Annotated in this window: 12 protein-coding genes and 1 pseudogene; 7 read left to right on the top strand and 6 right to left on the bottom strand. The window is 59.9% G+C overall.

The features are described from left to right. Positions 1 to 66: 66 nt before the first annotated feature. Both D6T64_RS04285 and D6T64_RS04280 read right to left on the bottom strand, forming a co-directional pair. Positions 67 to 780, bottom strand: a complete 714-nt coding sequence (locus tag D6T64_RS04285) for an alpha/beta fold hydrolase (protein WP_158594801.1) — start codon at positions 778 to 780, stop codon at positions 67 to 69. A gap of 124 nt (positions 781 to 904) precedes the next feature. Further along, entirely contained in the window at positions 905 to 1,396 is a 492-nt protein-coding gene (locus tag D6T64_RS04280) for a GNAT family N-acetyltransferase (protein WP_158594800.1), read from the bottom strand. Between the two features lie 42 nt (positions 1,397 to 1,438). On the opposite strand from D6T64_RS04280, the gene D6T64_RS04275 reads away from it, so the two are divergent. After that, on the top strand, positions 1,439 to 1,918 hold the full coding sequence (locus tag D6T64_RS04275) for an AAA family ATPase (protein WP_233550826.1): 480 nt from the start codon (positions 1,439 to 1,441) through the stop codon (positions 1,916 to 1,918). A 59-nt stretch (positions 1,919 to 1,977) separates the two neighbouring features. Here D6T64_RS04275 and D6T64_RS04270 read toward each other — a convergent pair whose 3' ends face one another. Continuing rightward, a complete protein-coding gene (locus tag D6T64_RS04270; protein WP_233550825.1) occupies positions 1,978 to 2,754 on the bottom strand; it encodes a nucleotidyltransferase family protein in 777 nt (258 codons plus the stop codon). A 980-nt stretch (positions 2,755 to 3,734) separates the two neighbouring features. Between D6T64_RS04270 and D6T64_RS04265 the strand changes: the two genes are divergently transcribed. Then, the gene (locus D6T64_RS04265; protein WP_233550824.1) at positions 3,735 to 4,283 is read left to right on the top strand and encodes an RNA polymerase sigma factor; all 549 of its coding nucleotides are present in this window, start codon (positions 3,735 to 3,737) and stop codon (positions 4,281 to 4,283) included. Beyond that, positions 4,280 to 5,050 (top strand): hypothetical protein, encoded by a 771-nt coding sequence (locus tag D6T64_RS04260; RefSeq protein WP_119972109.1) that lies wholly within the window; start codon positions 4,280 to 4,282, stop codon positions 5,048 to 5,050. Before D6T64_RS04265 ends, D6T64_RS04260 begins: the two co-directional genes overlap by 4 nt. Positions 5,051 to 5,217: 167 nt before the next feature. Here the strand turns inward: D6T64_RS04260 and D6T64_RS04255 are convergent, their stop codons facing one another. Then, on the bottom strand, positions 5,218 to 6,162 hold the full coding sequence (locus D6T64_RS04255) for a zinc-dependent alcohol dehydrogenase family protein (protein ID WP_158594798.1): 945 nt from the start codon (positions 6,160 to 6,162) through the stop codon (positions 5,218 to 5,220). A 418-nt stretch (positions 6,163 to 6,580) separates the two neighbouring features. Here D6T64_RS04255 and D6T64_RS04250 point away from each other — a divergent pair, with 418 nt between their 5' ends. Both D6T64_RS04250 and D6T64_RS04245 read left to right on the top strand, forming a co-directional pair. After that, a complete protein-coding gene (locus D6T64_RS04250; RefSeq protein ID WP_119972103.1) occupies positions 6,581 to 7,528 on the top strand; it encodes a hypothetical protein in 948 nt (315 codons plus the stop codon). Continuing rightward, positions 7,528 to 7,935, top strand: a complete 408-nt coding sequence (locus D6T64_RS04245) for a GntR family transcriptional regulator (protein ID WP_199719051.1) — start codon at positions 7,528 to 7,530, stop codon at positions 7,933 to 7,935. Before D6T64_RS04250 ends, D6T64_RS04245 begins: the two co-directional genes overlap by 1 nt. A 181-nt stretch (positions 7,936 to 8,116) precedes the next feature. On the opposite strand, the pseudogene D6T64_RS22835 reads toward D6T64_RS04245, so the two are convergent. Both D6T64_RS22835 and D6T64_RS04235 read right to left on the bottom strand, forming a co-directional pair. Beyond that, positions 8,117 to 8,227 (bottom strand): annotated as a pseudogene (locus tag D6T64_RS22835) (IS21-like element helper ATPase IstB); the annotation flags it as partial. A gap of 380 nt (positions 8,228 to 8,607) precedes the next feature. Then, the gene (locus D6T64_RS04235) at positions 8,608 to 9,306 is read right to left on the bottom strand and encodes a hypothetical protein (protein ID WP_119972100.1); all 699 of its coding nucleotides are present in this window, start codon (positions 9,304 to 9,306) and stop codon (positions 8,608 to 8,610) included. Positions 9,307 to 9,530: 224 nt separating this feature from the next. On the opposite strand from D6T64_RS04235, the gene D6T64_RS04230 reads away from it, so the two are divergent. Then, entirely contained in the window at positions 9,531 to 9,878 is a 348-nt protein-coding gene (locus D6T64_RS04230) for a Pycsar system effector family protein (RefSeq protein WP_147364456.1), read from the top strand. Positions 9,879 to 9,993: 115 nt separating this feature from the next. After that, the gene (locus D6T64_RS04225) at positions 9,994 to 11,385 is read left to right on the top strand and encodes an IS1380 family transposase (RefSeq protein WP_119972094.1); all 1,392 of its coding nucleotides are present in this window, start codon (positions 9,994 to 9,996) and stop codon (positions 11,383 to 11,385) included. The last annotated feature ends 58 nt before the right edge of the window (positions 11,386 to 11,443 follow it).

The raw sequence follows: 11,443 nt of genomic DNA, 5'->3' as shown, positions 1-11,443 counted from the left end.
GGCAGCAAGGCCGACAGCTTCGCCGCGCCCACCACCACAACACCGCTCAGAAATCAGCGAGCACGCTCACTCAAGCCGGACCGGTGGATCGAGGCTAAGCGTGCGATGAGACCCAGCCGGTAATCGTGGAGTTCGCATCAGGGTGGTCCTGAACGCGGTGACCGAAGCCGGCGAGCTGAGCATGGCGCCCCCTGCATAGGCCATCGTCTGGCCGATTTCTTCGTACTCTTCGTTCCAAGCACCGGTGAGAACCAGAGTCGGCACCGCCGACAGTACGTCGGTCGGCAGGTCGAACGACCAAGGAGCGGCGAGCAATCGGTTTCTCTCAGCCGCGATGAGCTCGGAGTCATGTTGCGGCTGCGGCGGTCCAGAACCCGTAAGAGCCGAGATGAAGCTGAGGTGGTACTCGATGGTGCTCATGATGGGGGCCTTATCGACGATCGGCGTCATCCGGTCGATCATCGCCTCCGCGTTCAGCCGCCCACGGGCATAGGAATAGGCGGCGGGCTCAAACAGAGTCAGCGACCGCACACGCTCAGGCGCTCGCGCAGCCGAGAAGATCGCCGGCAATCCTCCATAAGAATGAGCCACTACGTCCATCTCACCGTCCAGGTCTAGGACTCGGCTCACCCATTCGTCCATGTTCGTGGCAGCGGGGCTCTCGTCTCCATAACCGGGCATCGTCAGGAAAACCGCATCAGCGAAGAGCTCAACCTGGTTCGGCCAATTAGCGGCACCTACTCGCCCAGAACCGTGGACGAAGACCAGCTTGCGACTCACGGCTCTCCTAACGTCGCTGCGGTTGCACTCGTTCACCAACGCTAAACGGGACGCTCAGCCTGTGCTCTTGGCGTGGGGCGTCCGGAGAGTCAATTCAGCGGTATTCGATTGCTTAGGTCGAGAGCTACATTAGAAGTTTCTCGAAGACGATGTTGACTGGCGTAAAGCCTTCGGTCTCGAAGAATCCATGAGCTTGGGTGTTGAAGTGCCATGAGTCGAGACGGAGCGTCGACACTCCCAGTTCGCTGGCGAGTGTCACTGCGCCCTTCATGAGCTCACGACCGACACCTCCGGATTGAGCACTCGATTCAACCGCAATATGGTGAATGTACAGGACCGAGGAAGCCGTCTTGAACGGGTTGGCGTCGCGCGTCGCGTGTTCAGCTAGCAAATATCCGATTGGGCTGTTCGAGTTCGATTCGGCTATCAGCATGTGGCTGCCGTCAGAGAATCGTGCGCGGAAAAAATCTTGAAGCGCTTCACTGGAAGGTTCAACGAACAGATCCGGGCGACCATCGGCATGCAGACGTTGAATGCCGAGTCCCAGCCGAACCAGTGCGTCCAAATCACTAAAATACGCGGGACGAACTCTAATTGGTGCTCCGGAAAGGTCCATCATTACAACGTAGGGCCTGACCGTGCCCATTACTGTCGAATGATGCTAATCGTTCTTCGCGGGAACTCCGGCTCCGGGAAGAGCACCATCGCGGCCCGACTTCAGTCGGAGCTCCCGGGATCAGCCGCCGTCCTCAGCCAGGACTATTTTCGTCGAACGATTTATGACGACCAAGAGCAGGACAGTCACGCTCACGCGGATCTCCTCGAAGCTGCGGCAAAACACTGCCTCGCCAAGGGGCAGCACGTGATCCTTGACGGAATTTTCAACGCTGGCCGCTACTCGCCGATGCTCAACCGCATCAGATCGTCCGTGAACGACTCCCGCTTTTATGCTTTCGACCTCAGTCTTGAAGAAACAGTACTTCGCCACCAAACTCGCTCAAAGTCAGTGGACTTCACCGCACAGGACATGGTCAGCTGGTATCACGGCTGGCAGCCACTCAGCTTTGTCCAGGAACGCCGCATCGGACCTCACGAAACCGTCGCCGAAATTGTCAGTCGCGTCCTCGAAAGCCGATGAGTGCAGATCAGATGTCCGTATGCCGAACGGCTATCGGGCGCTTTGGTCGAAGGCTTGCATTAGCGACCGTCGACGCCGGTGATTTCCACGCATTGGTCTAGCAGGTCCAATGCTTGCCGCGCATCCGCGACAGTAAAGGGGATGTCCTCCCCTGTTCGGGACGCGACTGCTCGTAAAAGAAACTCGGCGTGCGCTGGCCAGCGCTCTGCCGCGAATGCGCCGCTTGCAGACTTCGATATGACATCACCGGTTTCGATCGTCGCCACCAGGCGAGCTGGACCGAGCGCGATCCATCGCACAGTCACAGGATCAACGGGATCACTGTCACAACGTGAAAAGAGTTGAGCCCGAGCTCGAATTCCGAGGGGTTGCCAGTAGTCGCGGAGGTTGTGTCGTGAGAACGCACGCGCGCCTTCCTCCGCCCCGGGGAAACGCCTCGCGGAAGGCATCCAGGTTATTGCGCCGACCGCGTCGACGACACCCTCAACACCAGACTCAACCTCACGCCATGTCACCCAGGTCAACTGTGTGCCGCGCGCCTGTGTATCAAGCGCGCCCTCGACGACTTGGGGCGCCGCCCCGACAGTATCTGGCCCCTCAGCAAGCTGCTGCTCGGTCAGGTAGACGCCGTCGACTGGACCTTCCGAAATCGTGGATCGATGCAGCTCTCCGAGCGCGACCAATTCATCCTGACTCGGTGCACGTCGGATGACCAGTACGAGATCGATGTCGCTAGTGCCCTCCCACCAGTCGCCGGCGGTCGCGGACCCCGTGACGACGACACGGTCGAGAAATCCCGGGGCTAACCGCCGATGTTCACTGATGAACGCGGTCAACCGAGTTCGCAGCACAGTCGGGAGAAGAGCACTAGTCGTCATGTCTGCCACAATGCCAGACCAGACTCGGCTTGTGCGACCCGGTCCAGCTTCCGTCACCGTCAGGCGCGCCCGCACGCCGAACCCCTTACGGGAATTGAAAGTTTGAGTTCGCTTGAATGGCCGTGGGCCGCGTGGATGTGCGATTTTCGGATTGCAGCCATGCCGCTCCGATGCAAAGAGCTGTCGGCCGGGGCTAACTGGCGGATAGTCGTACTGGGTACTGGTAGTCCACGTTGTTGGTACTGCCATTCCGGGGAGGTGGAACTGGCCGCGGCTGGCGACCTGGCGATCCCAGTCAGACCCTCACGACGAAGCCTCGGCAGTTCCTGGAGTTCTCCTTCATGGTCTTCGCTTCGTGGCTGCGTCGGTGCTGACGGCACGATCGCGTTTGCGCGCTTCCGCGCCGACGAATTCGAACCACTAAAGCCCTAGCCAGCGCGTCGGGACATCTCGCTCGTGAAGAAGACCGCCGCGATGACGACCGCCTGTCGACCTCGCCGTGGTCGAGCGTTCGTGCTTGGCTCGCGAGCCGGTTGACGTTAGAGCTCGCGGCTATCTGGTCGGATAGGGGCTCGAACCCATCAGACGTGCCCAGATTGGCTAACGATGATGGCCAGCCATCGGTGGTCACGGTTGGCCAGGATTGAGAAGAGGTCGCTGGCTGGAGGGGCATCCTGCGAAATCGTCGTAGCTGCTTCCCTCGAATACCAAAGCTGCACTGACTTTGCATCTCGCTATCAACGCCCCCTCCGTTGGGAATCGGCAACACCGCATCGCGCTGCCGTCCTCCCCAAGGGATCAGTCTTGATAGCGGCAGTTTCAACTCTGTGGAACATCGGTACCAACAACGTGGACTACCCGTACCAACTCGAACTACTCGCCACTAACTGTAACGTTTTGAAGATGGGCGGACATTACAGGGTATGGATACTGGTGTGGTGAACGAAGTCGAGGTCTGGACGCGTGCGTGCGCCAATGATGGCCGTGCGTTCACGTCGCTGTTCGACACTCATCGTGACCGGGTCTTTCGCCACGTTCTCCGTCTGGTCGACAACGCCCATGATGCTGAAGAAGTCACGTCGGCGTCATTCTTTGAATTGTGGCGCCGTCGCGCCAGCGTCATCCTCGTCAGCGATTCGGTCCTTCCCTGGCTGTTGGTAACGGCCGGCAACATCGCGCGCAATGTCAGCCGCGGAACTCGACGGTACCGCGCACTTTTTGATTCGCTGCAGCGCGCGGATGCCACTGCTGACGCCGAGCAGATTGCTGTCGATCACTTCGAGGACGACGAATCGCTCGGCTATCTGAAAGCCGCGATGAAGATGCTCAAGCCCGTGGATGCTTCCCTCGTCATCTTGGTTGTCCTGGAGGACTATGCGGTCACCGAGGCTGCAACTCTTCTGGGACTCTCCGCCGGGGCAGCCCGCACCCGCCTGCATCGGGCCAAAGGAAAAATGCGACAACAACTGACGGAGGCGCGGACATGAAACAGATCGATTTCGACCCGGTATTTTCGGCTGCAATTCGAAGCGAACTGGACGCACGCGTCACCGCGCCGACGGCGCGCATCTCGTTACGGCGCCGACACCTTCGTCTCGGAGCGGGCATCTTTGCCGGAGCGAGCATCCTGATTGGAGGCGCAGCTGCTGCCGCTGGCCTCTTGACCATGCCCGGTGCACAAGAGGTCACTGAACTCGGTGTATCCGTGGTGGAAACCGCTACCGGAACGGCCGCTGTCCAGCTGGGTGCTGTCCCCGACGGGGCAACAGGCATCCTTGTCTCACTGACCTGTTTGACTCCCGGAACGTTTTCCTTTGACGACGGCGCGAGCATCGGCTGCGACATGGACGACGTCGGTCAACCCACTGGCGGTGGCAGCTACACGCTGAATTTCTCGCCGGAACAGCAGTTCATCACCATCACAACCGCACCCGAATCCAGCTGGACCATCGCAGCGACGTACGTGAGCGAGCGGACCACGGAGTGGGCCATCAACGCCAACGGCGAAACGTATGGAGCGCTCAACGAAAGCGGTGAGCCTAACCTGATTGCGGTTACCGCTACCAATGGAAACGGAGGCTTTGTCCACGCTGGGGAACTTGCCCACGCCAACGGCAGCGAACAAGCAGCGACCTTCACGTCCCCGGAGCAAGCGCTCGCGTGGCAAGACTCAATGGCGGGGAAAACCGTTTCGGTCCCCGTCTATCAAAACGATGGCGAAACTCGCGTTGGAGAGTTCACAATCCAATACTGAAATGAGGAAAGGGTCCACTAGCCATCGATGGCTACTCCAGTCACAGAACTGGGCCCGCAAGGGAACGGCGGATTCAACCGAACGTCGTACGAAATGTACCTGGCCCCCGAAAACAGGTCGGGCGATGGGGCTGATCAGATTTCGGTGGAACGTCAGCTGCACTCTATTCAGCCCATTTCGAGCATCACTTTACCGGGGTGATTTGCATTCCACTCGAGAGCCTTTCTAATGTCGCGAAAGGGGAACCTTTTGGCGACGTGCGTCGTGAGCACGCCAGCTTGTACCAGGTCGAACACGCGTTCAAATCGGCCTTCTAAGGTACTTTTTGAATTGGAGTGTACGTCGGCCCTCAAATGAAAATAGTTGAGGAGTGTGGCGGATGGGAGGAGCTTGCTCTGTATAGGCCATCCGGAGAGCAACCCGTAACTCACCAAATTGGGAGCCACGACTACGTTGGCAATTGCCACTGCAGCCGGACCGCCGATGGCATCGAAAATGATGTCACAGTCCTTTGTTGCTAACTGCAATTCGTTCCGCCACGCCGTTTGGCCTGTGTCGATGACAGCGTTCCATAAGTGAGGTCGTCTTACGGGTCGTGGACCGCGCACGACTCCGATAACAGGAACTCCTCGACTGTGAAGCACAGCCGCTATGTGGTCGGCAATCGCCGACGCTGCCGCTGTGACTACCACGGGGCGCGAGTTTCGGATGTGCCTCTCGATGAGTCCGAGTGCAGTCATCGGATTGATAAAGGCGAAACACGCTTGTTCTGGTGAGAGCGAATCCGGCACTATTACACAATCATTTTCGGCAATGTCCCGGAGTTCTGCCCAGCAGCCGGCTGAGCGGAGCGGAATGACTTGGCTTCCTAACTTGACCGCCGCACCGTGGTCTGCGTCAATCACTTCCCCGACGCCCTCAAAGCCGGCGATAAAGGGAAATGTCGTTCGCGACGGGTAAGCACCTGCAACGGTCACAACATCGGAGGGATTGATCGTAGAGGCAAGCATGCGCAGCCGAACGGTTCCAGGAGCCCGCGCCACCAGAATGGATTCTCGGAGTTCAACAACATCCTGGATTTTGCCAGCACGAACCGCAACTGCCTCACGCATGCGACCTCCAAGTCTTTTACGTAGCATTGCCGACGCTAAGAACACGCCAGATACGAGACTCTGAGCATTGACGATACGTCCAATTCGATCAGTGACGCTGGCGCCAGACAAGGGTGTCTAGTATCGCTGACCTTTGGCGTTGGTTCCGCGGTGTTCCGTAGCCTGCGGTGAGACTGAGCGACAATGTTACCCAATCAGGGTATTGCTGTCGTCTTCCGTACTCGTTTACACATCTCATCCATGCCGACGTGGACCGTCGCTGTCGTTCCGCTTGGGGAACCCTCTACGGGGCTCTCCGCTGGTTGTGTCAACTAGACGTGGCTCACGATGACGGCTTGATTGACTCCACCCGATTGCGGGCCGCAAGCACCTTCGTGCTAACGTACCTATGTCTTGATACATAGGTACGGAGGGTTTTATGCAGATACTCGTCTTTGTCGCCGCGCTAGCGGTGCTCCTCGCAGCGGTTCCCCTGATCGCCACACCGCCCACAACGCGCGTTGCCTCGTGGCTTCGAGCTCGAGATCCGGCCGTACCCGAGTCGGCCGTCATCGCGTCGCGAGCCGCCCTGCAACACATCAACGTCACCAGCGGTGCCGTGATCGTCGTGCTGGCGATCGCATGGGTGATCAGTGATGTCGACTTCTACCTGTCCATAGTGGGTTATGCGGTCGCAGTCATCGTCGGGACGGCCACACGCCTGGGGGGAAGCGAGCAACGCCGCGCCAGTCTCACCCCCGCCAACACCAGCCCAGGACTGTGGACAAGACGGGTCTTCCGGCTGTCCCTCGGCCTGGCGTCTACCACCCTGGTCCTATCGCTGGCGATGCTCGCCGTGTTCACGGATCGTGCCGGGAACACGGCAACGTATCTGACTCTCATGAACCCCTTCGAGCTCCCCGACATCAGTACGCGCTCTCTCATCATCACGGCAAGCGTGTCCGCCCTTCTCACCCTCCTCGCGGTGGCCGGCTGGGCAGTGGTCGGGCGGAGGCAGTCCGCAGCGGGTACCTCACCGGAGATCGACGGCATGATCCGCGCCCTCTGCTTCCGCCGCATAGCCTTGGCATCTGTCGGTGCCCAAGCAGTGCTTCTCGGCACTCTCCTGCCCGCTGTTCAGATCACAACTCTCGAGGTAGCGCGGCTCTCCTCCTACTCAGTCAACGAAGACCTCGCCGCCGTCACGTCCATCTCGGGGCTCGCACTCATCGTCATCGGGATCGCAGCGTGCGCGCACGCCGTGCTGCAGCCCGTCTGGATACAGCCAAAGCGAACAACCAGATATTGGCGGACTGAGAACTCAGACGCCGAAACCACTCACCCAGAGGTCCCGCTTCCCGCGGCGACCGGGAACAGCTCCCACTGATGATCGAGATCACTGTAGACACGCGAAGCCCCACCCCGCACTACGAACAGATCAGAAGCCAGATCACCGGCTTCGTCCTCACCGGTTCGCTGCCCCCCGGAACGCAACTGCCACCCATCCGGCAACTCGCCGGCCACCTCGGACTCTCCAACGGGTCCGTCGCCCGGGCCTACAAAGAACTCGAACGCGAAGGCACCGTCACCACCAACGGCAAACAGGGCACCACCATCGCCCCACAAGACAAACGAACCACTCCAGGCGGGACCAGTCCCGATCGCCTCGCCGTCCTGAGCGATGCTGCAAGAGAGTACGCGGCCCTCGCCCACTCACTGGGCTACGACCTCACCGCCGCAGCCGCAGCGCTGCACAGCGCCATGACCTCCCCCTTCACCAAGGCCCCCTCGTGACGCAGCAGCGTGAGAGCAGAACCGCGCGTGGACGATCCGACCTGACGCGCACGAGCAGCCCTTAACCGCTGATTCAGGCTCGCTGCCCGTCGTGCGCAGTCGCACGGCTCGAACTTCACTTGATCCGTCCGATCTCCGGCTGCTTTCTGGCGCGGGCGAGTCGGTACGAATCGGTGCCGGTCTAGTCGATCGTGCCACTGAAGGTGAGCCGGCCCACGATCGCCGCACACAGTCTGGGATCGATGTACGACTTCGTCCACCCGGAGAATGACTCATTCGACGCGATCGCGACGCCTCTCACGGCGACGGCGCACCCTGCATTAGAGGAACCTCTCACGGGACGGGCGATGGAAAGCCCATGAAGTGGCGGTCGTGAACGCCAGCAGCTACTTCGTTTGGTTGGGGTGTCTCGTGAAGACGTTGAGGATCTTTACTGTTTTGCCGTTGAAGACACTCTGATCAGCGACCGCGACGAGGACTTCGGCCTTTCTGTAGTGGGTGACATGGACAAGCGGCACAAAGCCAAGTCCATGTGCAATGGGCACGCCGACCTTCACTGGTCCCCACGAACTCCACTTGCGAGTTACGCAGGCGCATGGACGACCGTTTAGCCTGCCAGTCCACCCGACTTGGCGCAGAAAGTTTCAGTGAACCAGACCCCTGCCGTAACAACTAGAGGCCAGCGAGTTGCTTGATTATCACCGCTGTCGCCGCCGCTGACCAGTCCTTGACGGCCTCGACGGCCCCTGCTCCGGCAGAGGTTGCGATCTCGTCGACGACTCCGCGGAGCCCGAAGAGCGATCGCTTGATAGCATTCGGCTTCTTGCCAGAGGTAGCAGTCTCCTTTGTTGCCAAGAGCGCATCCTCGAGTGCCTCAACTTGGTCGGCGTCCAAATCTCCGAGAGGCACGGTCTGTCGAATCGCATCGAGGGCAGAGATCAATTCGGAGGCTTCAGCCGTTAGGTTCGTCTGCTGCATGTGATTAGAGCTGCCAACTGAGATTTGATTCGTGCCTCCGTGAACGATGATCCTCGGCTGCGCGAAAGTGCGCCTGGCATGTCCTTTCTCCGCCAGGGTGGCGTGCCAATGATCCATGTCGTCTCCAAAGGGATCCTTGTTAAACTCGTATCGAGAGATTACATATTCAATGACGCCGCCTCTCGGATCTGCGCGTTCAACAATGTCACCCTCGTGAACCACCACTTTGGGCGGAAAGATGGCCGTATTGCTGTCAAGCATGACTTCGATCCTGAATGGGTTGAGGTCGGAACTTGACGGTCGCACTACGACATCTTCACCGCCGAACTCGCTGTAGAAACTGCTCACGTCTCGTATGCCGGGCACGCGAAGGACTTCATTATTCTCGGTCATAGCTCGAATCATATGCGGAGCCCATATATCGGCTTTCCACATGGTTCTAATGTCACACAGCGTTACCTTTGGCTGTTTAGATCGGCTGACGCTGACACTCTCGCCGATGTCGACGAGCCTATGGTCGTGTCCGGCAGTGGTGATGCGACCGCTCCCGGCGTGCGAAACCACTCGCCGAGCAGCTTGGCCTAAGTCCATTCCGCTACGTTGGTCCGGGGGCGCAAATGACTAAGAAGACTCAGGACTCAGTACGGCAGATGCTAGCTGAGGCTCGCGACGACGCTTCGCGCGCCGACCAGAAAGCGTCTGTCATTCTTGCGGCGCTTGGCATTGGCTTCGGTGCGGTACTCGGCGGCCAGCTTGCAGGAAACTTTGACTCTGGCCAATTCTCGGACGCAGGTGAAGTGGTGTGGTGGGCCGGCGCTCTTCTGGCGACCGTCTCGGTTTCGCTTGCAGTCTTGGCTGTCTGGCCCCGCTATCGAGTGGATGACAGCCCGCAATATGGGATGACCTATTGGGGACACGTCGCCGCTTTCAAAGAGCTGAGCGACTTCGAAGATGCCTTAGCCTGAATCCACCGATCGACGCGAGATTCTCACGGCGCGTTAAACCGAGAATGCCCATCTGATCAGGTAAAATAGGACTTGTCTAGAGTTCACAATTACCGAGCAGAGGAGCATCTCGTAGATGCAAGTTTCCCACACCAACCGCGCCGTTTCTGCATCATTCTCCGATCCGAATCTTGTGTCGTCGGCGGGGTTGGTCCCGATCATGAAATTGGCCGCCCGTGCGGGGTTGGCGACCCTGACCGATCAGTGGCTGAGCGTCCCCACTGACACAGGCGCCAACGCCGGCCTGAAAGTCACCGCACTGGTCGGCGGCATGGTCGCGGGCGCGGACTCCATCGACGACCTCACGGTTCTTCGTCACGGCGGCATGCGGAAAATCTTCAGCAACTGCTACGCGCCGTCAACACTGGGGCCGTTTTTGCGCGCGTTCACGTTCGGTCACGTCCGGCAACTCGACGCCGTCGCTTCCCGCTTCGTGCGTGGCTTGGCAGCGGAAACCCCGTTGCTCGTGCACGACACCGACGGTTATGTGTTCCTCGACGTCGACGACACCATCATCGAAGTTCACGGCCACCAGAAGGAAGGCTCCGGCTACGGGTACTCCGGGGTTCGCGGCCTCAACGCGATCCTCGCCACCGTCAAGACAGACCTTTCAGCGCCGATCATCATCAGCCAGCGCCTCCGCCGCGGCGCTTGCGGATCGCCGCGCGGCGCCGCCCGTCTGATCCGTGACGCCCTCGCCACGATCAAACGGCTCCGCGGAGCCGACACAGCGCGCGTGCTCTTTCGTGCCGACTCCGCCTTCTACGGGCACGCCTCCATCAGCGCAGCCCTCACCGCCGGTGCCGATGTTTCGGTCACTGCCCGGATGGACCCGGCCATCAAACGAGCAATCGGAACGATCCCCGACGACGCCTGGACCGCAATTGAATACACCAACGCGATCTATGACGAAGGCAGCAAAACATGGATCAGTAACGCTGAAGTCGCCGAGATCCCGTTCACCGCGTTCACGTCTCGCAAGAAGGCCGAGCACATCACCGGGCGCTTGGCCGTGCGACGCATTCCGGAACTGAACAAGAAAAACATCGACCAGCCAACCCTGTTCGACACCCACCGATTCCATGCCTTCTTCACCACCAGCACCCTCAACACCGTCACCGCCGACAAAACCCACCGCGCCCACGCAGCGATAGAACTCGTGAATTCCGACCTCAAAAGCAGCGCCCTGGCGCACCTGCCCTCCGGGGTGTTCACCGCCAACGCGGCCTGGCTGGTCCTGGCCGTCATGGCGTTTAACCTCACCCGCGCCGCTGCGACAATCGCGGGCAACGATCTCGCCCGAGCGACCACCGCAACGATCCGCCGGAAACTCGTCAGCGTCCCCGCACGAATCTCATCCTCCGCACGGCGCGTCACCCTGCACCTGCCCGAAAACTGGCCCTGGGAGAAACCCTGGACGGCCCTGTTCAATCAGAACTTCCGGCCGAGACAACCCGCCCCCACCTGACCAACCAGCCAATGACGGCATCAACAGGAGCACCAGTGGAACACCCGGGCCGCGAGAC

Source organism: Cryobacterium melibiosiphilum (genome assembly GCF_003602235.1).
Lineage (GTDB): Bacteria > Actinomycetota > Actinomycetes > Actinomycetales > Microbacteriaceae > Cryobacterium > Cryobacterium melibiosiphilum.
Note: the sequence above shows the minus strand (reverse complement) of the source record. Positions and strands in the feature narration are given on the sequence as shown.

Coding starts and splice junctions, on each gene's coding strand:
- D6T64_RS04260 (WP_119972109.1), top strand. CDS start 4,280: ATGAAACAGATCGATTTCGACCCGGTATTTTCGGCTGCAATTCGAAGC.
- D6T64_RS04235 (WP_119972100.1), bottom strand. CDS start 9,306: ATGACCGAGAATAATGAAGTCCTTCGCGTGCCCGGCATACGAGACGTG.
- D6T64_RS04230 (WP_147364456.1), top strand. CDS start 9,531: ATGACTAAGAAGACTCAGGACTCAGTACGGCAGATGCTAGCTGAGGCT.
- D6T64_RS04280 (WP_158594800.1), bottom strand. CDS start 1,396: ATGGACCTTTCCGGAGCACCAATTAGAGTTCGTCCCGCGTATTTTAGT.
- D6T64_RS04245 (WP_199719051.1), top strand. CDS start 7,528: ATGATCGAGATCACTGTAGACACGCGAAGCCCCACCCCGCACTACGAA.
- D6T64_RS04275 (WP_233550826.1), top strand. CDS start 1,439: ATGCTAATCGTTCTTCGCGGGAACTCCGGCTCCGGGAAGAGCACCATC.
- D6T64_RS04255 (WP_158594798.1), bottom strand. CDS start 6,162: ATGCGTGAGGCAGTTGCGGTTCGTGCTGGCAAAATCCAGGATGTTGTT.
- D6T64_RS04225 (WP_119972094.1), top strand. CDS start 9,994: ATGCAAGTTTCCCACACCAACCGCGCCGTTTCTGCATCATTCTCCGAT.
- D6T64_RS04250 (WP_119972103.1), top strand. CDS start 6,581: ATGCAGATACTCGTCTTTGTCGCCGCGCTAGCGGTGCTCCTCGCAGCG.